Consider the following 20,953-nt stretch of genomic DNA (forward strand, 5'->3'; position numbering starts at 1 on the left):
ATATCATAGGGAACATTATTCTTAATTTTCCATGTATACTTGCTCTATATAAAGCTCTTAATTGAGTCTTGAATATATCAGTTCTATCTAAGCATATTCTTATAGCTCTGTATCCTAAGAATGGATTCATTTCTTTTTCCATTTCAAAGTATGGAAGTTCTTTATCTCCACCTATATCTAATGTTCTTATTACTATAGGCTTTCCACTCATTCCTTCAAGTACAGCTTTATATGCTTCATATTGCTCTTCTTCTGTTGGGAAAGCATCTTCTTTATCCATGTATAAGAATTCTGTTCTGTAAAGACCAACACCTTCTGCATCGTTCTTTATTAATCCTTCTACATCATTTGGACTTCCTATATTTCCAGCTAACTCAACGTGTCTTCCGTCAGTAGTTACAGAGGCTTGTCCTTTTAATAATTCTAAAGTTTTTCTGTAATCTTCGAATTCAGTTTTTAAAGCTTGATATTTAGCTTTAGTTTCTTCATCTGGATTAACTATAACTTCACCAGTATCCCCATTGAATACTATAAAATCTCCATCCTTAACAGTAGTAGTTATATCTGAAAGACCAACTATAGCAGCTATTTCTAATGTTCTAGCCATTATAGCTGTATGAGAAGTTCTTCCTCCTATATCAGTTAAGAATCCTAGTACCATGCTCTTGTTCATAGTAGCTGTGTCTGATGGAGTTAAGTCGTGCGCTATTAACACTACTTCTTCATCAAGACCTGCTAAGTCAACAACTTTAACACCTAATATATGTCTTAAAACTCTATTTGTAACGTCTTTTATGTCCGCAGCTCTTTCTCTCATGTATTCATTGTCCATAGCTTCAAACATTCCAACGAACATTTCTTTTATTTCATTTAATGCAAAATCAGCATTAACTTTTTCATCTCTTATTTTAGCTATTGCAGAATCAACTAACTCAGGGTCAGCTAAAACTAATAAATGAGCTTCAAATATTTCTGCTTCATGCTCCCCTAACTCTTGGCAAGCTTTTTCCTTAACCTTAGTTAATTCTTCTCTTGATACTTCAACAGCATTGTTTAATTTTAAAACTTCAGCTTCAACATCTTCTATATGCTTTTTCTCTATAACTAATTCACTGTGTTCTACTACTAATGCTTTTCCTAGAGCTATTCCAGGAGATGCCCCTATACCTTTATACATGATCCTCATATCCTCCTAAATAAAATTCGCTTCGCTCATGTCGCCATACCCATATTGGGCACTTACGTCTGCTTGAGTCACGTGTGGGCGAACCACTTCAGCAAGCTCGCATCTCGTTGCTTAAAATATTTAATTTGCTTCGCTTGATTTATAACCTTTTAGTATTTAAAATAGGGCGTCTTAAAATTATTTAAGACAACCCTTTATAAGTGTATTTATTATTCTCCAAATCCACCTTCAACTAATTCAACTAATGCAGCTACAGCAGCTTCTTGATCTTCACCAGTAGCTTTAACTGTTAACTCATCTCCTTGAGCTAATCCTAAACTCATTATTCCCATTATTGATTTAGCGTTTACAGTTTTTCCTTTAGCTAAAACTTCAACTGTAGACTTGAATTCAGCAGCTTTCTTAACAAACATTCCTGCTGGTCTAGCGTGTAATCCACTTGCATTTTTTATGCTAACTATTTTTTCCATTTTAAAAAACCTCCAAATAAATTTATTCTAAAAGTATATTTTACTTTATTAGCTAGTTATCTATATTACTCTTTAGTCTTGATTACTTATATCTTTTAGGATACAACTAGTTAATAGCTTTAAAGTCTTGTTCTTGTGCATAGATATAATAGGCTTAGTATCTAGACCTAAGGCTATGTTGCTGTTGTTATACATATTCTTGTTTACAACATCTATAACCTTATTAAAATCATAAAGCCTTAACCTATTTATATTACTTTCCTCAAGCTTCTTCTCATATATGCTATAAAATAGGTCTTTATATGAGAATTCTTTGTTTAGCTCTAACATTTCTCCTATTTTTGGTATTACGTTTTCCATAAGAGTCCTAGTTGATGGCTCTCTCTTGATTCCAAGTATAGAGCTTAATCCTTCTATAGTTTCCTTATTTAATTTTCTAAGTTTCTCAAAACAGTAATCTTCATCATATTTGTAATCTACATTGAAGTAGTATTTATATCCTTCGTATCTATTATAGGCCTTCATAGTATCTAAATAGCCTAAGTTAATATTCTTCTTAACACTATCCTTGTCCTTATTTAAAGATCCTCCTAAATACTCGGAAGGTATGATTGCTTTTACATTAATATCTTGATGCTTATTTAAATTCATCTTTCCAAGAAAATCATCTAATAGCCTTATAACTACTATATCTTTATAGCCTTTTTCTTCTAAAAGACTTATTGGTATATTGTCAGAGAACATTCCATCTAAGAACAGTTTATCATCCATTGTTTCAAGCTTAAAAATTGGTAAACTTGATGATGCTATTAAATAATCTATCAGCCTTCCCTTAGGTATATCCTCTATGTATAAAGGATTAGGTCTGATTTTTTTGTCCCACCAAACTGTAACTAAACCAAAATCTTTATTTGATTTTCTAATTGAGTCTTCATTTAAAGTCTCTTCTAGTAATTTTCTTAAAGGACTTATATCTATACCTTCATTTTTTCTAGCTTTATTCATAAGCTCAATAACAGCATTGAAATTTTTAGGAGTAAAATCTACATTCTTAAATTTTTCATAAGTATCCTCGTCTATATTCATGAAATGAGTATAGTCGTATGTTAGCCAGATGTCTTCCATAACTTCAATATCATTTTGAAGAATGTAAGCACCATTTAAAGCTCCTATTGATGTACCTGATACTCCTTGAAAATCCATCCCAAGATCTCTTAATGCTTTGTAGGCACCAATTTGGTAGGCACCTTTAGTACCTCCACCTTCTAACACTAATCCTCTCATATTTATCTCCTATTTTTATGAAAGATATATACTCTTTCCTCAAAACAAATATATTACAATTTGTGCACTATTTCAAGTGAAAAAACAATTTTTATTGAAATTAAGTTTGATATTCTCAAGGAAATAGTTTTCCGTTAATAATATATCAATTAAGTTATATTTTATCATATATTGATGCTAAAAAGTATATATCTTTCAGAATTTATAATTATCTTGCGTCTTCTTTAGTATTAATCATTTTTACGGATTTTTGGAATATTTTCTTTTCCATTGATCCAAGCTCTAAAGTATTCATAATATAATTATTCGGGTCTACTATATATATCTTTTTGTATCCATGTTTAAAAAAAGTCATACATACAGTTCTTATATCATCATCATTTTCACATCTAAAAATGGATGGCTCAACTACTAATTTATATTGTGTAGTTCTCATCCCTTTTGCTTTTTGCTTATATTTAGCTAGAAAATCTCTTGCATCCTTGCTAGTTATATATCCACTAACATCTATATATACCTTTTTTTCTGCCTCTGAAATTCTCATGTCAATCATATTTAAAGTCCCCCTTATAAATGTCTTATCTATTTATATGAGAGTTATCTTCAATTAGTGATTCCACTTCTAAAGATTGACTTACTAATATGTTGATCTCTTTTTGCATATTTTTTATATCTGTACTATCTATCTTCTTATCTTTTGTGTTTATTAAGTTATTTATTATATTTTTTGACAAGTACTCTATTTTTTTGTAGTTATGATCTTTAAATATTTTTAGTTTCATAACTTTGTTAGGGTAATAATCATATATACTTTTGCTGATTTTTTTTGCAGTTATTTTAAAGTATTTATCATATACACTTGAGTTTAGTATTCCTACCAAGTATTCATATGAAAATTGTTCCTTATAACTCTCCTTTATATAAAAGGAGTATACATCTGCACTTGAATAATTATTATTATGATCTATTGCAAATTTATTTTCACTACATTTATAAGGATACATTATTTTTGTTCTTTCAAATAATGCTTTCTCTCTTCCCCATTGAAGTTCATGCCACTTTCTTATATTCTTTTTACACTCTCTTCTATTTTCCAACTTACCTTTATATTTTATTATACAATTATCTATTACCTTTTTATGCTTTTCTTCATTTATATCTATGTCATTACTATAAATTAATTTATAATTACTTTCATTTACTATGTATTTGCCTATGTTTTTATTTTTTACCCAATTTTTTAAAATTGACTCATCTATACATTCTACTCTAGGGTCTTTTTTATCCAAAATAAAAGCCTTATCACAGCCTGTAATTATTCCTTGAAAACTTGTTGCAATATCTTCTAGTGTATAGCTAGTATTCTTTTGAATATTTTTATAAAACTGTTCCTCTTTAGGATTTACGATAACCCACTCTTCATCTACTAAATCTTGATTTAAGTTAATTTTTTCAAATTTTTCTTCATTTATAAGAGTATTTAGACTATCAGTGTCTATAATATTTAAGTTCTCATCTCTTATTCTTAATATTTTTGATGAGTTATTATTTGTTTTTTTGCTAAAAGTCATTATGCAGCTTGATACTCCAATATTTCCAAATACACTTGCGCCTAGAAAATCTAGCATCTCCTCTATATTTATATTATCTTTTATATAATTTCTTAAGTACTTTCCAGATGGACTTTCCATAAAATATCTAGGAGTTATTATACTACTTACTCCCTCATCTTCTAATATATCTATTATTTTTTTGTAAAAACAAAAATATAAATCCGCCTTATCTTTATATACTTGACTATAATTTTCTAATAGATATTTTTTGTACTCCCTATCTAATAACTTATGTCCTACATATGGAGGATTTCCAACTACATAATCAAACTTAAAGTCCCAGTTTGTTTTTAAGCTATCACTACAATAAATATTAATTCTATTTACTTCTTTATCTTCTGATTTATTTCTTAAGCTATTTTTAAGAATTGCTACTGCATCTTCATCTATATCTAGACCATATATGCAATATGTAATTATATGGTTATGGATATTTTCTTTTTTCCAGTAGTCACTTCCATAAATTCGGCTTAATTCGAAAATGTTTGCCTCAAGTTTACTGTATAAAATATCATATACTTCTAATAAGAAGTTTCCACATCCACAAGCTAAGTCTATTATTCTTGGATATGGATTTTTTAATATATCATGATTTTCTATAGTTTTATTTAATATATAATCCACTATTACCTTAGGAGTATAGTAAATTCCATTATTTTTCTTTGTCTCAATTGCTAAACTATTTTCATAGTTTTTTGATTCCTTAAAATTATCAACTTTTTCTTCCCCAAATAAAAAGTTCATATTATCCCCCCAGATATGCAATTTAGGTTACAAAAGGGAATGCCTCAAATATTTAAATTTGAGACCTTCCCTTTTTATTTAAAAGTATTTTATATTCTTCAAAACTTATAGGCTTTGAATAAACATAACCTTGTATTATATCTACGCCTATTTCTTTTAATATATATACTTGGCTAATATTCTCTACACCTTCACATACAATATTTAAATTTAAAGCTTTGCATAAATCTATGATTGATTTTACCATTAGTTTTGCTTTGCTACTTTCTTCTATATCTAATAAAAGTGACCTATCAATTTTTAGTGTATCTATAGGTATATTCTTTAGATTGCTAAAATTTGAGTTTCCAGTTCCAAAATCATCCATAGATACTGCTATACCTAATTTTTTAATTTCTCTAATTCTTTGACTTATAAAATCTACATCATTTAAAGTTGTAGTCTCAGTGATTTCTATTTCAATTAATTCATTTGGTATATTATATTTTTTTAACATCTTCTCTAGATATTCTACAATATGTTCTTGATAAAGTTCTACTCTAGATAAATTAATTGATATAGGTACAATATCGAGATCTTCTAATATTGACTTACTTAAAGTAGAAAATACTTCTTCAATTATCCATTTTCCTATTTCATTTATAAAACCATTCTTTTCAGCTATAGGTATAAATTTTAAAGGACTAACCATTCCCATAGTAGGATGCTGCCACCTTATTAATGATTCAAAACCTACTATTTTTTCTTTAGAGTAATCATATTTAGGCTGATAGTATACTTTAAGCTGCTGTTTTTCTATTGCAGAAAATAAATCTTGCTCTATTTGCATCAATATCTGTTTTTCTTCTTTTATATTCTCATCAAATACTACATAGTTTGTTGTGGTAACTTCCTTAGACTTAATTCTTGCCATCTCAGCGTTACCTATAATATCTTTTATATTAGTATCCTTATCTTCTACAAAATAAATCCCCATATACACGTCTATATTAATATTTCTGTTAAACTTTTCTTCACAGTCTATGTTTACAATTTTATTTTTTATGGTATTAACTAAATTAGGTAAATCATCTATTATTTCTTCTTCCTTTATAAGTAGTGCAAATATATCTCCACTTAATCTTCCATATACTGCCTCTTCTTTAAAGTTTGTTTTCAAGTTATTTGATATACTTTTTAGTATTTCATCTCCAACCTTGTATCCATATATATCATTTATAAGCCTAAATTTTACGATATCGAAACATACTAAAATCCACTGTTTTTTATTTTCATTATCACCTGATAAGCTGTTTTGTGAATCTATTATAAATTTATCATAATTGCTAATTTCAGTTAGATTATCTTCATAGTTAGCTTTTTCAAGCTTTATATCATTTGCTACCCTTGAACCTATTATATATATGATAACTAGCATAGTCACAATTAAAACTTCTACCAAAATATTTGTAGTATTTTGAATTATATTCTCTGTATCTACAAATACTGATCCCTCTGGAACTGAGGTTACTATATACCAGTCTTCTGTTGCCTCTATTTTTGAATAACCTATGTACTTTCGCTCACCTTTAATATCTTCTTTACCTGAACCGGTATCTTCTAAGCTTAATTTTTCTAAAAACTTATTTTTGATATCTTCATCAAAGTGTCTCTTATTTTCATCTTCAGCATGATTAGAGTGAATTATTTTCCCACCTTGACTTATTATAAAAGTACACCTATTTTCATCATATATTTTAGTTGATATAGGCCTCATAACTGATTCTGCATCACAAAGACCTGCAAGTAATCCAACTACGTCTCCTTTGTAAATTATTGGTATTGTGTATACTATTATATCTTTACCATCAAGTTTAGACTCTATTGGATGTGATATACTTGGCTTTCCCTTTATAGTATTTTTAAAATAATCTCTATCACCTATATATAAATTGAATCCATCTTTTGTTTTTGCATTTCCATATATATCTGATACTAGAATTTCTATAAAATTACTTCTATCATATAAATTACGTAATTCTTCTTGCATAAATTCAAAAGAAGTGTTTGAATCTATTGTAAGATTCTTGGATACTAATTTTAGTTCCCTTAAGCTTCCATCCATTTTATCACTAATATTATTTGATAGTTGTCTTGTGACTTCCTTTACATAAATATTATTTTGATTTGTTACACTATTTACTACCTCTTTTATATATATAAAACCTACTATTGTCGCTAAGCAGAGTAGCGTTATCCCAATTATTATACCAAATCTTATTTTATTTTTCTTCATATTAGCCCCTACACACAGTTGATTCTTGTTCCATATATTTACATTATACGCCACGATTATTTTTTTATCAATTGATAATAGTATATAAAAAATAGTTATATTGCTATATTTAGTTTATTTGAATTTTAAAATAAAAAAAGCCTAGGATTACCTAGGGCTTTTATCTTTTATTTCTTATTATCTAAATATGATAATACCCCTTGAACAATTGCCTCTGACATTTGATCTTGGTAAGCACTATCTTTTAATTTTTTTTCTTCTTCTGGATTAGTTAAAAAGCCACATTCTACTAATATAGTTGGCATGGCCGTTGTCTTTAGTACTTCAAAGTTCTCTTCTCTTATACCTCTATCTCTAACACCTATATACGATACTATTGAACTTTGTACAGCTTGGGCAAGTTCTTTAGAAGTATCTGTAGCACCTTTTCTGTAATAAGTCTCTAGACCATTAGCAGTATTTCCTCCAGACTCTCCGTTAAGGTGAATAGATACTGTTAAGTCTACATTTTGACCATTTGCCATCTGTACTCTCTCTGCAAGTCCAACATATTTATCTTCTGTTCTTGTAATCATAACCTGTATATCATTATACTTTGATAATCTACTAGCAATGTTTTTTCCTATTTGAAGAGTAATATCTTTCTCATAAGATTCCTTAGCTTTATTTGAAGAAATTGTTCCTACATCATTTCCTCCGTGTCCTGGATCTACTAAAATTGTAAATTTCTTATCAATTTTTTTTGCTTCTGAAGATAAATCAAACTGCTCACTTGATTTTTCAGCTTCTTCACTTTCTTTATCTTGAGATCCTTTTACTATAGCAGAGAAATTCTTTACTAAAGTTGTCGTCGTCTGAGTAATTTTTGTTAGAGCAAATACAAAAGCAAAAATCATTACTGCTAATACTATTATTTTCTTTTTATTTATTTTTCTTTTTTTAGGACGCCTTTTTTGAGTAGTTCTTCTTCTATTATCCCTCGCCATTTTTTCACCTTTCTATACTTAATTAAGCAAAAGTCTTAATTTTTCATCAAGTTTAGTTATATATTTCTATATTCTATCATCAAAAAAGGCATTTTTCAATAGTCCTAGACTATCCTCCTAAAGTTACATCTTGATCTTTATACCAAGTAAATGCTTCATCCATATGAATATTTTTATAGTCTGGCCAAAAATCATCAACAACATAAAAATCAGCATAAATAGACTGTACTGGCAAGAATCCACTTAGTCTTCTTCTTCCACCCCATCTTATTATTAAATCTAATCTGGATACATCAAATGACTGTATATTTTCTTGAATATTATTCTTGTTTACTTTTTCGGCATCAGCTAAAGTATTAAGGTCCCAATGCCATCCATAGTTTACTAATAAATTTGCTTTTATTTGACCCGGCTTTCCTTCACTCCTTGTTGTATAAGGAAGCAATTCTTTTGGAAACATAGGGCTCTTTGCATTCCCAACTGCTAAAAATGAAGCGCCTTCATTTATTAATAGATTTGCTGCATCTACACAGGCTTTGGTAAAAGCCTCTGTCTGATAAGATGGTCTTCTTGTATTATCTGTAGTAAACCCATAAAAAGTTACTTCTTCAACTCCCTTATCTCTACATGCTCTATAAGCTTCTAGTCCTGGATCTAGTCCACACTCATATCCTCTGTCCTTAGTCATACCTTTCCCCTGGGCCCAACGCCTATTTCCATCAGGGATAATTCCAACATGTTTTGGTATATTCACCACTAATCACCTCTTTAAAGATTATTATTATCAAATAATTGAATTATTAGTCTAAATAATAGGTATAATATGAGTAAAATCGTTTATTTTTCTTCTATTATATAGTAAACTTAATATAATAAAAAATTCGCTTTAAGCCATGTATTTGCAAAACATTTGTAAACCTGGCGAATAGAAATTAAATAATGACAATTTGGAGGTTACTCATGAAAAAAATTATATTAATACTATCATTAGTATTAACAATGGGTATGGTAGGATGTTCATCTAAGGGAAGTAACGAATATAAAGATGTTCCTGTATCTCAAATTCAAAAGGCTATAGAGTCAAGTAGTGATCTTGTAGAGCAATCTATGCCTTATGAAATAAGTAACTTTGACTACTTCAATGATGTACAAGACAAAATAACGGAAGGTTTCATAATTAAGGCTGCTATAAACCTTCGTCTTGAAGATGTTATTGTTATAAAGACAGAAGACCCTGATGCTATCTACACGACTCTTGAGAATTACAAAGAAGATATGATAGTTAGACCTTTTGGTGACGGATACGGTGCAGAGGAAAATGCTGATTATTCAGCTAATACTATAATTGAGAAAAAAGGTAACTATGTTTACTTAATTTCAGCTAAAAATGCAACTAATATAGAAAAAACAATATTGTCAGTTATAAGTAAGTAATTAAGTATTTCCGATAATAAATACTTAATATAGTTTGGCTTTCTGTAGATTTTTTACAGAAAGCCTTCTTAATATATATAAAAGATGGTGATTATTTTGGTTTTTAGTGGTATTACATTTTTATTTTATTTTTTACCTTTAGTTTTATTTTGCTATTTTATCTCTCCTTCTAAGTTAAAGAATCTTACTCTTTTAATTTTTAGTTTGATTTTTTATGCATGGGGAGAGCCTATATACATATTTATAATGCTATTTTCTAGCGTGGTTGATTATACTCATGCAATAATTATAGACAAATATAGAGGAAGTCTTAAATCAAAACTTGCATTAATTTCATCTATTGTTGTTAATCTAGGTTTATTAGGATTTTTTAAGTATAGTGATTTTTTAATCTCTATATCTAATAATATTTTTAATACTAATCTCCCTTTATTAAATATAACTTTACCTATTGGAATTAGTTTTTATACTTTTCAAACTATGTCTTATTCTATAGATGTTTATAGAAATGAGGCTCCTGTTCAGAAAAATATTATTTCCTTGGCAACATATGTAACATTATTTCCTCAGTTAGTAGCAGGACCTATTGTCAGATATGCTGATATTGCTAAAGATCTTAATAATCGCAGGAGTGACTTTGATAAGATATATGAAGGTATCTGTAGATTTATATTTGGTCTTTCTAAAAAAGTTATTATTGCAAATAATCTAGGAGTTATTTGGTTTTCTATTAAAGATATGCCTTATAGTAGCTTGTCAGTTGGTACTGCTTGGCTTGGTATTATATGCTTTACTCTTCAGATTTACTTTGATTTTTCTGGGTATTCTGATATGGCTATTGGTCTTGGAAAGATTTTTGGATTTGAGTTTTTGGAGAACTTTAATTTCCCTTATATATCAAAATCTATTACGGAGTTTTGGAGAAGGTGGCATATGTCTTTAGGCATTTGGTTTAGAGATTATGTTTATATTCCACTTGGAGGTAATCGAGGTTCTAAAAGTAGATGGCTATTTAATATTTTCGTAGTTTGGTTTTTAACTGGACTTTGGCATGGCGCTAGCTTTAACTTTATACTGTGGGGACTTTATTTTGGTATTATCTTAGCACTTGAAAAACTAGTCGTTTTAAACTTGCTTGATAAGTGCCCTAATTTTATTAGACATATTTACACTATGCTTTTAGTTATAATTGGATTTGTGTTATTTGATATTACTGAACTTAGTGGTGTATTTGGTTACTTAGGTACTATGTTTAACTTAGATAGTGTTATTTTTGATAAGACTTTTTATTATTACTTAGTTCCAAATTTAGCTCTTTTAATAATAGCTATTGTAGCTTCTACACCTGTGTTTAAAAATATTCTTGATAAATATCAATATATTAAATTCTTTGCTTTAGCTTTTGGATTGGTGGTTTCTACGGCATTTTTAGTAGATTCTACCTTTAATCCTTTTTTATACTTTAGATTCTAGGTAGGTGATTTTGTGAAATTTACAAAAGATAACTTTTTAAAATACGCTACAATTATTTTATTTTTAGGATTTATTTTTATATTTCCTATCATTAATATAGTCACTCCAGATAAAAAAGTTAGCCAAGTTGAAAATAAAATTTTAGCTCAACTTCCAAAATTGTCTATGGATAGCATTAGTAATGGATCTTTCATGAAAAATTTTGACAAGTATAGCGCTGACCAGTTTCCTTTTAGGACGGATTTTATTGAAATAAAGAATAGTTACAGTTATGCTATTGGAAATCGTGAGTTTAGAGATATTTATATTGGTAAAGATGGTAGACTTATGGAGAAATTTATTTTTAATAAGGATATAATTGATAAAAATATTTCCCAGGTAACAATTTTTGCTAGAGATTTGTATAATAGAGTTGGAGTTTCATCTAGATTGATGATAATTCCTACTTCTATAGCATTTTATGGAGATACACTTCCTAAGTATGCTATCTATGACGATGAAAAAGATGTACTTGGTTATATAGAAAATCTGATTGTATCTAATAAAGAAGTTAATAATAATATAGATAAATCTGATTATGATACTTATATAGACTTTTATACTCCTTATAATATCCTTAATAATAATAAGGATGATTATATTTACTTTAATACTGACCACCATTGGACTCAGTTGGGAGCTTATTTAGCTTATAAAGATATGTATCATATGGATATTAAAAATACTCCTACTAAGGTAGCTGAAGGTTTTTATGGTAGCTATTATTCTAAGGCTTTATTGCCTCAGATTAAGGATGATAATATCTATGCTTATAAAGATTTTGATGATTTCAAAGTAAGTATAGATTTAGATAAGAGCTTTGATACACTTTATGATGATAGTAAACTTGATGGCAAAAACAAGTATCAATATTTCTTACATGGTGATCCTGCTATTGCTGTTATTAATGGAAATCCTAAAATTTCTAAGGAAATATTAATTTTTAAGGATTCTTTCGCTCATAATTTTGTACCTTTTTTAACTTCTAATTATAGTAAGATACATATTGTTGACCCTAGGTATTACAATATGGATGTTTATAAATACCTTGAGGAAAATAGTAGAATTAGTGAGGTTTTATTTATTAATAATTTAGAGACTATTAACTCTTCTGAGTTTTATAAAAAATTTGCTTAGCTCAATTATAAGTAGTTTGGATTATAAAATAGAGTATGGCTATTAGTAATACATAGCTATACTCTATTTTAGTTTAATAATAAATAACTAATAATCATAATATCCTAGTATTTTTATATATCTTCTTTCTCCTTCTGTTTTTAGACTTAAGGGATAGTTTTGTAGGTCATAGGTGTGTTGACTTATTAAGTAATCTATCAAATAGTCTCCCTCCAGTATAACTTCTGTAATTATCATAGTATGGAAAGCGCTTCCTTCATAAGTCAACTGGACTATATCACCAAGCTCAAGCTCGTTGTACTCAGCTGGTCTTGTGTATATTCCAAAGTTTTGAGTATTTTCTGTGTTATTTCTACTTATATACTTATAGAATGGTTCTGCTGCAGTCCAAGATGGAGTTCTTGATTTATCACTATACCAGTACCACTGAGTTAGTACATCATTTCCTATATGGTCAAATGGTATTTTCCCTGCGTGTACAGCTTGTGATATAAAATTTGTACAATCTCCTCCCCAGTCTTCGTAATTTTTGTAATTAGGGTTGTGTCCTAGAGCCCATTTTTTAGCATAGGCTGCAGCTGCTTCTCTATCATAAGGTTTTAGTTCTTTCACTCTGTACTCTCCTCCCTTAAAATTTATTAGCAAGGCATGTATAAATTATTTAGAGTGTAATTACTTAGATAGTCTTCGTAATCTTCAAAGAGTATTTTGAATTCAAATACTTCTGGGCAATACATATCCATCTCATAGCTTGAGAAGCAGATTGTAATTCCATCTTCTTCTAGGTAGAATACTTGGCTATCTAGTATGCCTACGAAGTCTTCACTTGAAAATTCATAGTGTGGTTGGTTCGCTTTTATTTGTGTTATTATTTCATTGTTTATTAATTCTATATAGTCTATTTCTTTTAAAAATATGTCACTTAAATTTATTTCTTTTTCTATATTTAAATCGTAGTTGTAGGATTTGATGTAGGTGATGTCATAGATTCCTATTAGTTGTGAGAATTCTATGGCTATGCTTAGGATTTTATTTTGGTTTAGTGGTGTTCTGTATTCTGTCATTGTTATATAGTGAAATCCGGTTGGTTTGATTGTTTCGTAGTGTATCTGGTGTTCTCTAGCTTCTTTGAAGGCTTTTATGTCTTGTTCTATGGTTTGGTTTAGGTAGTTTATTATGGGGGTGTTTTTGTTTGTTATCACGGGGTAGTTTATGATATATTTTGATAACGGATCTATTTCCTCTATGATTCGTTTTTCTATTGATAACATGTTAATCCTCCTTTTTTTGTCTCATAGTAATTAATATGTATATATTGGGGATTTTGTTAAATATTATTATATTTAGAGTATATATTTTATTATTTATAAATATATATTCTAAAAAAAGTATTACTGAAAATCTAAGTTATCAGTAATACTTTATATTATTTATTGTATATCAATTCTATATATTCATTTATTATTTTATCAAATTTAAATTTATCGAGATGGTTATTATAGTCTTCAAATATTATATCGTTATTTAATACCTCTATTATCCCTTTACATATTTCTTGCTCATCACCTACAGGCACTAATTTACCATACCTTCCATTGTCTAAAATCTCCTTTGGTCCACTTTTACAATCAGTAGATATGATTCTAGCTCCACAAGACATAGCTTCTATAATAACATTAGATAGACCTTCCCATTTAGATGATAATACAAATATACTGCACTTACTCATATATGCATATGGATTTTCACAAAAACCTGGCATATCAACATAATCGTTAATTCCTAATTCATCAATTATTTGTTCTAATTCAGGCCTTTTTTCGCCTTCCCCTAATATAGTTAATCTTACGTCCGTTCTTTGTTTTAATAATAAGTTAAATCCCTTTATTAAAGTATCAAATCCTTTTGCTTCATTTAATCTTCCTACCGCTAATAGATTTTTAACTCCTTCTTGGTTGAAAAACTTACCACTAACATTCTCTTTGCTTTTATTAATTAATTCATCATTTATTATAGGATTATAAATGACATCAATATCATCCCTCAAAATTCCCAATACTTTTGCCGCATCTTCAGCTGTATTATTCGCCACAGCAACGATCTTATCAGCTCTTTTATACAATTTTTTTTGTAAAATCATATTTAACTTGACTTTTATATTCTTGACATCTTCTAATATCCTACTTAATGTTGTATGTATTGTTACAATTACCTTGGTATCAACCTTAGCTCTTTTTTTTGCAATTAAAGCTGCGACATTACAGTTTTCAATCGCAGATATTAGTGCATATGGCTTTGCATTAACTAAATATGTGGTTAATGAACTAATACTTGCCATGGCAGATTTAGAATTTAAGTCTACTATATTAACAGACTTAGGTACCTGCTTTAGATAATCTCCCTTAGCCTTAACTAATATAATATCTATATCATACCCTAATTCACTAAACCCTTTAGCCAGATTTATCATTACTTTTTCAGCTCCACCAATTTCTAATGTAGGTATAAATAACGCTATCTTATTATTCTTCATTTTAAATCTCCTTATATTAAGTAACAATGATTTTATTTTCTATAAATTCCTTTATCTTCTAATTTATCATTGTAATAATACCCTATGCAATATAATAACGGAATAAATAAAAATACACCTATTCTTTGCCTTACAGAACCAGTATCATATGTAATTCCTAATATTGAAGCTTGGATAATTATCGGAATAACATAAATTAGCGTGATATTTCTAACATGCTTATATTTAATAATTTTTATTATCAGCATTAATAATGTAAATACAAATATCAAAGCCAGAGTAGAATCTATAGCCGTTATTGTATATACATCAAATGAGTCTAATACGTTCCAAGGTAGTGGACTTAAGAAAGTCCTTACTATCTCTTTTATAGTTCCAATAACTAATCCTGGTATGTCATATAATGCACTTCTCATTGAATTAGAGATAGCAATTACATACATCCATATACTAGTAAACCTTATTATAATAAATCCTACAATAATAGAGACTACTGATATTCCAATACTTTTTCTGTTAAATTTAATAGTTCTTATTTTTTCTGATATAACATCTGATGTTATCATATAATCAATAGATATCGCTATAACCATTGCTACACATGTGTATATTCTTGTAAGTAACAGCACTATTAATGCTAAAAATAGAAGTACTATATTTATCTTCTTACCAGATAATCGGTATCTATTATACATATATATAGATAGCATAACAGTAAATAAAACAAGTGAATCTTTTAATATACTTGACGTAAAAATTACCATATTAAAACTTAGTAGTGAACATATAACTACTATTTTTATAATCTTTTCTTTGAATTTTTTATCTGTTAAATAGTTCAATAATAAGACAGCTGATGCTTGAAACATTAAAATATTACTCATATATAATGCATAGTTATTTTTAAATACCAGGTCAATTATATATATAAAATAATGATAACCGACATGCAATGAGCTAGCCACATGATAAACTGCATTAAAACTTTGTATACCACTATTTTTCTTCATTATTTCCAAGTGATGTAAGTATGTAAGACTATCTACAAAAGGATAATTAGATGTCGTTAACATAAACAATGCATATATGGATTTAATAAAAAATGATATCATAAATATATATATAATTAGCTTATTTTTATATTTCATATTAGAAATTAGTGATATATTTAAAATTAAAAAAATAGTAAATATTAGTGCATAACTAATATTTTTATTATCTATAAATAAATTTAGCATAACTAAAGTCAGTACAATAATACATAGGTACAATTTTGATTTATGATTGTCATTTGTTTTAAAGTACTGTTTTAAATCTTTTATATTCATAAAACTTATTCCTTTCTTTAATTATAAATATGCTTTACTTATATAAATTTTCAAACATATTTACTACTTTACTTATCTCAAAATTATCAATTACACGCTCTCTTGATTTAATTCCAAGATTTATCAATTCATTATCCCCAAGTTTTAACATATTAATTATTCCATTAGCTAACTCTGTTGGATTTTGTTTTTCTACTGCTGTTCCATATTGATCTACAATGTACTTACAATCTCCTACATCGGTTACTACACATGGCGTTTCACATGCCATAGCTTCTCCAATAACATTTGGGAATGCCTCTCCACTCGATGAAAGAACAAATATATCAGCAGCTGACATGATTTTAGGTATATCACTTCGTATACCTAATAAATGAGTATTTTTAGATATATTATTTTGTTTTAGTAGGTCTTTTAACTCAATATTATTATTATCGATACTGCCTCCACAAAGAATAAACTCAACATCTTTTAATTCCTTAGATACTATCCCTAGCGATGTTGTAAGGGTTTTATAATCTTTTAATATATCCCATCTAGCAACATGGCACACTATCTTTTTATTGCTATCAATATTCAATTCTCTGCAAACTGACTCTCTGGAACCTTCTCTATTATAGTACATATCTAAGTCAAATCCATTTGGTATATTTACAAACTTGCTCTCATCATATCCAAAGTCAATATGAACTTTAGTAGCGTAAGTACTACAACTTGTTATTTTGTAAGTATATTTAGATAACATGCTATTAACTTTGGCAACTAATAGCACTAATTTTTTATTTTTATCTTTATCTAAGTTACTATGATGAATTCCCCAAATCAATTTTTTGATACCTGCAATTTTGCATACAATTAGCCCTAGTAAATCTGAATGATACATCCATGTTTGTACAACATCAGCATCTTTTACAATATTTACTGCTTTTTTAATACCTGAAATAGTAGGAATTCCCTTTTTCATGTCAAGTGTATGAACCTTAATTCCAAGGTCTTTTATTTTACTCCCAAAAAAACCTTCATCTGTCATAGATACTACCTCTATATCATACTTGCCTTTTTCTATATTAGATAATAACTTATATAACATCATCTCAGCTCCACCATTGTCAAGCCCAGTTATTATATGAATAATTTTCTTCATTCTAATTCTCCTTTAACTTACATTTATAAATACTCTGAGTATATTTTATCCATTTGGCATATAACTTTATCAAGAGAATAATTAGTAGAAATTTCATAACTTTGTCGCTCCATAGTTTCTAATAATGATTTATCATCATATAAAAGTTCTATCGAGTTAGCCATATTATCAACATCATCTATATCTACTAAAATTCCATTCTCCATATTATCCACTAAATCTTTATTTCCTCGTATATTTGTGCAGATAACAGGTTTTCTAGCAGACATAGCCTCAATAAGATTCTTTGGTAAGCCTTCTCTATATGAACAAGATACTATTATGTTACTAATGTTTAATATATCAGGTATGTCTTTTCTAAAACCTAACATTTGAATTGCATCATCTAAATTATTATCATAAATATATTTTTCTATATCTTTACTCATATCCCCTTCTCCAACTATGAGTAACTTTATGTTTTTGTCCTTCTTTCTAAGAATTTCAACTGCATCAATTATCATTTTCTGGTTTTTATTTTTATTTATTTCTCCTATTATAGATACTACAAAATCATTTTCTTTAAGGTTAAATTTAGCATAGTTTTTTTCTGCTTTATCTTTATTATTTGTATATTTTTCTAAATCTACACCTATTCCATTTATTTTGTAGATATTGCACCTTCTATTTTTAAATTTAGATTTGGCTCTAGAATAATCTTCTTCATTCATAGTAATTATTCCATCAGTCCATCTTGAAGCTATTTTTTCTAGAGGATAATATATAATCCAATTTTGAATAGGTGCTCCTTTAAAGAAATGGAACCCATGAGCCGTATATAATATAGGGCTAAAATTATTATTTTTTGCTACTAAACGAGCAATAAATGCAGCTATCGGTGTGTGTGTGTGGATTAAGTCAAACTTATTTTGTTTTAAATATAAATCTAACTGTTTATATGACTTTATCAAATCCATTGATATTGGATTTCTTGAAAAATCTATATTTTTCCACACTACTGTACCTAAGTCTTTATCCAAGGTCCTATATTTTTCTAAATCTAATTTAGTTGCAACATGAACTTCATATCCCATCTTTTGAAATCTTTTTATATATGGTATATGAAAATTCATTATATGACTTTGAACCGTTGCAATAAAAAGAATTTTTTTCATCAATTCACCTTCTCACTTATGTTTTTTTATTTTATGGTTAAAATATGTATAATATTTACTCAAATACAAACCATTATACAGTATATGTTTTTTTTTATCAATATATTATTTAATTCGATCTATTAAGCTTTTATTCTATATAATATACCACTATTTCAATATAATAATTTATTATATTGAATAAACCTACTTTATTTTATATAATTATATCATACAAAAATAAGAAGAGGTGATAAGTTTGTCAAATCTAAAAAAACTGGTTGTTTTCTTGTTAGCTTTAGTAATTATTATACCAGCTACAGCATTTGGGTATATGTATTATAAATTAAGCACTATACACGAGGGTGATAGTGACAGCGAGAAAATAGTAAGTAGTAGCGACTATAAATCAGAAAAAGGTATACATAATATACTTTTAGTTGGTGTCGATACAACTGATAAGGAACAAGTTTCTAGGTCAGATGCTATGATGATTTTAACGATAGATAGCAATAGTAAGAGTTTAAAATTAACATCTTTGGCTAGAGATACATATGTAAATATAAAGGGTCGTGGAAAAGAAAAACTTACTCATGCATATGCATATGGAGGTATAAGTCTATTATTACAAACTGTTGAGGAAAATTTTGAATTAGATATACAAGATTATGTTGTTGTTAATTTCAACTCATTTATGTCTGTATTAGATGTAATTGGAGGAATAGAGGTTGATGTTTCTGCTTCAGAATTAGAAGAACTTCGTTATTTCACTATCGAAACTTATTACTTAGGAAAGTATGATAAAAAAGGTCCTATTGATTATGTAGAATCTCCAGGTACGCAAACTCTAAATGCATATCAAGCACTAGCATATGCTCGAATCAGAAAAAATGATACTGCTTTTGATAGAGATGAGCGTCAAAGAAAAATATTACAAGCTACACTTAATAAATTAACTTCTTTACCATTTACAAAATATAACTCTTTAATAGATGGTGTGCTACCTCATATTAAGACAAATATGAAGCCAGGAGCCATACTTAAAACAGGTTCTACTGTGCTTGGTATAGGAGATTTTGATATAAAGCAGTTAGAATTCCCTATTTTAGAATATTCAGAGCAAGGCATATATGAAGATGCAGGATGGGTAGTTAGATTTGATGAAGATAAATGTATTCCAATACTACATGACTTTATTTTCAAAAATAAAATGTATACACCATAATATATTTAATATTTTATATAAAAAAAGTAAAGTCAAAATTGACTTTACTTTTTTTATACAATCCTAATTTAATATTTATGTGACTTGCTTAATATTATCGTGCTCCTTCACCAGTAAATACTACCTTTACTGTTTTAAATATTATTTTTATGTCCATTACAAAGCTCATATTATTTATATAATTTATATCCCACTTTAACTTTTCCTTAGGTGTCATCTCATATCCACCATTTACTTGTGCCCATCCTGTAAGACCTGGCTTAATAACTAATCGATTTATAAATCCAGGTATCTCTTCTTCAAATTGATTTGTTAGCTCTGGCCTCTCTGGTCTTGGTCCAATAATGCTCATGTCACCTTTTAATATATTCAACAATTGAGGTATTTCATCTATTCTTGTTTTTCTAATAAAATTACCTGTTTTAGTTATCCTAGGGTCATCTTTTTGAGCCCATTGTGCTCCACCAATTTTTTCAGCATCAATCCTCATAGATCTAATCTTATATATATAAAATACTTTTCCAGATCTACCTAATCGCTCTTGTTTGTATAAAATTGGTCCTCCATCTTCAAGCTTTACTAATAATCCAAAGATTATCATAAATGGTATTCCAATTAATAAACCAGAGACTGACCCTATAATATCAAAACTACGCTTACAAAAATCATAAAACATATTTTTATTTAATTTCACTTGAAATTCATTCTTATTTTCATCATTTTCTTTAGAAATAATAGTATTCTTTGACATATATGATTCCATTCAATATCCTCCCTTAATAATTTTTATATTCTTGTCTAAATATTATTTGTATTTAGTCGACAAACTATTAGTATTTTTCTACTATATCGACTCCATTATTACATAGGTATGTTATTTTAATCATATATAAATATATCATATTTATACAAAAAATAATACTATAATGTATTTTTTGTATAAAAAAAG

General features: G+C 28.1%; 19 protein-coding genes. 4 read left to right on the top strand and 15 right to left on the bottom strand.

All coding sequences use genetic code 11. The features are described from left to right. The 8 genes from ptsP to CHL78_RS09210 all read right to left on the bottom strand — a co-directional run. The coding region (gene ptsP, locus CHL78_RS09175) for a phosphoenolpyruvate--protein phosphotransferase (protein WP_116041425.1) at window positions 1-1,180 on the bottom strand (1,180 nt) is incomplete at its 3' end. 215 nt (window positions 1,181-1,395) lie between these two features. Further along, window positions 1,396-1,656: an HPr family phosphocarrier protein gene (locus tag CHL78_RS09180; RefSeq protein ID WP_094366180.1), complete on the bottom strand. Its 261-nt coding sequence runs from the start codon at window positions 1,654-1,656 to the stop codon at window positions 1,396-1,398. 72 nt (window positions 1,657-1,728) lie between these two features. Further along, complete coding sequence (locus CHL78_RS09185) at window positions 1,729-2,940, bottom strand: patatin-like phospholipase family protein (RefSeq protein ID WP_094366178.1); 1,212 nt, start codon at window positions 2,938-2,940, stop codon at window positions 1,729-1,731. A gap of 208 nt (window positions 2,941-3,148) precedes the next feature. Continuing rightward, window positions 3,149-3,493 (bottom strand): hypothetical protein, encoded by a 345-nt coding sequence (locus tag CHL78_RS09190; RefSeq protein ID WP_094366176.1) that lies wholly within the window; start codon window positions 3,491-3,493, stop codon window positions 3,149-3,151. Between the two features lie 25 nt (window positions 3,494-3,518). Continuing rightward, complete coding sequence (locus CHL78_RS09195) at window positions 3,519-5,297, bottom strand: Eco57I restriction-modification methylase domain-containing protein (protein ID WP_094366174.1); 1,779 nt, start codon at window positions 5,295-5,297, stop codon at window positions 3,519-3,521. A gap of 52 nt (window positions 5,298-5,349) precedes the next feature. Beyond that, window positions 5,350-7,572, bottom strand: a complete 2,223-nt coding sequence (locus CHL78_RS09200; RefSeq protein WP_094366172.1) for a bifunctional diguanylate cyclase/phosphodiesterase — start codon at window positions 7,570-7,572, stop codon at window positions 5,350-5,352. 167 nt (window positions 7,573-7,739) lie between these two features. Then, a complete protein-coding gene (locus tag CHL78_RS09205; RefSeq protein WP_094366170.1) occupies window positions 7,740-8,558 on the bottom strand; it encodes an N-acetylmuramoyl-L-alanine amidase family protein in 819 nt (272 codons plus the stop codon). A gap of 109 nt (window positions 8,559-8,667) precedes the next feature. After that, a complete protein-coding gene (locus tag CHL78_RS09210; RefSeq protein WP_094366816.1) occupies window positions 8,668-9,312 on the bottom strand; it encodes an undecaprenyl diphosphate synthase family protein in 645 nt (214 codons plus the stop codon). A gap of 206 nt (window positions 9,313-9,518) precedes the next feature. Here CHL78_RS09210 and CHL78_RS09215 point away from each other — a divergent pair, with 206 nt between their 5' ends. From CHL78_RS09215 to CHL78_RS09225, 3 genes are all read left to right on the top strand, one after another. Further along, window positions 9,519-9,992 carry a DUF4358 domain-containing protein gene (locus tag CHL78_RS09215; protein WP_094366168.1) on the top strand — a complete coding sequence of 158 codons (474 nt, stop codon included), beginning with the start codon at window positions 9,519-9,521 and terminating at the stop codon, window positions 9,990-9,992. A 246-nt stretch (window positions 9,993-10,238) separates the two neighbouring features. Continuing rightward, window positions 10,239-11,465 (top strand): MBOAT family O-acyltransferase, encoded by a 1,227-nt coding sequence (locus tag CHL78_RS09220; protein ID WP_330408603.1) that lies wholly within the window; start codon window positions 10,239-10,241, stop codon window positions 11,463-11,465. Between the two features lie 12 nt (window positions 11,466-11,477). After that, a complete protein-coding gene (locus CHL78_RS09225; RefSeq protein ID WP_094366164.1) occupies window positions 11,478-12,641 on the top strand; it encodes a DHHW family protein in 1,164 nt (387 codons plus the stop codon). Between the two features lie 87 nt (window positions 12,642-12,728). Here the strand turns inward: CHL78_RS09225 and CHL78_RS09230 are convergent, their stop codons facing one another. The 6 genes from CHL78_RS09230 to CHL78_RS09255 form a co-directional block, all read right to left on the bottom strand. Continuing rightward, the gene (locus CHL78_RS09230; protein ID WP_094366162.1) at window positions 12,729-13,253 is read right to left on the bottom strand and encodes an amidase domain-containing protein; all 525 of its coding nucleotides are present in this window, start codon (window positions 13,251-13,253) and stop codon (window positions 12,729-12,731) included. A gap of 26 nt (window positions 13,254-13,279) precedes the next feature. Then, window positions 13,280-13,912, bottom strand: a complete 633-nt coding sequence (locus CHL78_RS09235) for a DUF3298 and DUF4163 domain-containing protein (RefSeq protein ID WP_094366160.1) — start codon at window positions 13,910-13,912, stop codon at window positions 13,280-13,282. 155 nt (window positions 13,913-14,067) lie between these two features. Next, complete coding sequence (locus CHL78_RS09240) at window positions 14,068-15,174, bottom strand: glycosyltransferase (protein WP_094366158.1); 1,107 nt, start codon at window positions 15,172-15,174, stop codon at window positions 14,068-14,070. Between the two features lie 32 nt (window positions 15,175-15,206). After that, window positions 15,207-16,184, bottom strand: a complete 978-nt coding sequence (locus CHL78_RS09245) for a hypothetical protein (RefSeq protein ID WP_158540672.1) — start codon at window positions 16,182-16,184, stop codon at window positions 15,207-15,209. 352 nt (window positions 16,185-16,536) lie between these two features. Continuing rightward, window positions 16,537-17,646 (bottom strand): glycosyltransferase, encoded by a 1,110-nt coding sequence (locus CHL78_RS09250; RefSeq protein ID WP_094366154.1) that lies wholly within the window; start codon window positions 17,644-17,646, stop codon window positions 16,537-16,539. Between the two features lie 23 nt (window positions 17,647-17,669). Next, the gene (locus CHL78_RS09255) at window positions 17,670-18,800 is read right to left on the bottom strand and encodes a glycosyltransferase family 4 protein (protein ID WP_094366152.1); all 1,131 of its coding nucleotides are present in this window, start codon (window positions 18,798-18,800) and stop codon (window positions 17,670-17,672) included. Window positions 18,801-19,029: 229 nt separating this feature from the next. Between CHL78_RS09255 and CHL78_RS09260 the strand changes: the two genes are divergently transcribed. After that, the gene (locus CHL78_RS09260) at window positions 19,030-20,004 is read left to right on the top strand and encodes an LCP family protein (RefSeq protein WP_456300082.1); all 975 of its coding nucleotides are present in this window, start codon (window positions 19,030-19,032) and stop codon (window positions 20,002-20,004) included. A gap of 94 nt (window positions 20,005-20,098) precedes the next feature. On the opposite strand, the gene CHL78_RS09265 is transcribed toward CHL78_RS09260, so the two are convergent. Then, window positions 20,099-20,767 carry a sugar transferase gene (locus tag CHL78_RS09265; protein ID WP_243446408.1) on the bottom strand — a complete coding sequence of 223 codons (669 nt, stop codon included), beginning with the start codon at window positions 20,765-20,767 and terminating at the stop codon, window positions 20,099-20,101. Window positions 20,768-20,953: the final 186 nt, after the last annotated feature.

Source organism: Romboutsia weinsteinii (assembly GCF_002250835.2).
GTDB lineage: Bacteria > Bacillota > Clostridia > Peptostreptococcales > Peptostreptococcaceae > Romboutsia_A > Romboutsia_A weinsteinii.

Coding starts and splice junctions, on each gene's coding strand:
- CHL78_RS09245 (WP_158540672.1), bottom strand. CDS start 16,184: ATGAAGAAAAATAGTGGTATACAAAGTTTTAATGCAGTTTATCATGTG.
- CHL78_RS09240 (WP_094366158.1), bottom strand. CDS start 15,174: ATGAAGAATAATAAGATAGCGTTATTTATACCTACATTAGAAATTGGT.
- CHL78_RS09180 (WP_094366180.1), bottom strand. CDS start 1,656: ATGGAAAAAATAGTTAGCATAAAAAATGCAAGTGGATTACACGCTAGA.
- CHL78_RS09265 (WP_243446408.1), bottom strand. CDS start 20,767: ATGGAATCATATATGTCAAAGAATACTATTATTTCTAAAGAAAATGAT.
- CHL78_RS09205 (WP_094366170.1), bottom strand. CDS start 8,558: ATGGCGAGGGATAATAGAAGAAGAACTACTCAAAAAAGGCGTCCTAAA.
- CHL78_RS09255 (WP_094366152.1), bottom strand. CDS start 18,800: ATGAAAAAAATTCTTTTTATTGCAACGGTTCAAAGTCATATAATGAAT.
- CHL78_RS09220 (WP_330408603.1), top strand. CDS start 10,239: ATGCTATTTTCTAGCGTGGTTGATTATACTCATGCAATAATTATAGAC.
- CHL78_RS09250 (WP_094366154.1), bottom strand. CDS start 17,646: ATGAAGAAAATTATTCATATAATAACTGGGCTTGACAATGGTGGAGCT.
- CHL78_RS09195 (WP_094366174.1), bottom strand. CDS start 5,297: ATGAACTTTTTATTTGGGGAAGAAAAAGTTGATAATTTTAAGGAATCA.
- CHL78_RS09215 (WP_094366168.1), top strand. CDS start 9,519: ATGAAAAAAATTATATTAATACTATCATTAGTATTAACAATGGGTATG.
- CHL78_RS09185 (WP_094366178.1), bottom strand. CDS start 2,940: ATGAGAGGATTAGTGTTAGAAGGTGGAGGTACTAAAGGTGCCTACCAA.
- CHL78_RS09190 (WP_094366176.1), bottom strand. CDS start 3,493: ATGATTGACATGAGAATTTCAGAGGCAGAAAAAAAGGTATATATAGAT.
- CHL78_RS09235 (WP_094366160.1), bottom strand. CDS start 13,912: ATGTTATCAATAGAAAAACGAATCATAGAGGAAATAGATCCGTTATCA.
- CHL78_RS09200 (WP_094366172.1), bottom strand. CDS start 7,572: ATGAAGAAAAATAAAATAAGATTTGGTATAATAATTGGGATAACGCTA.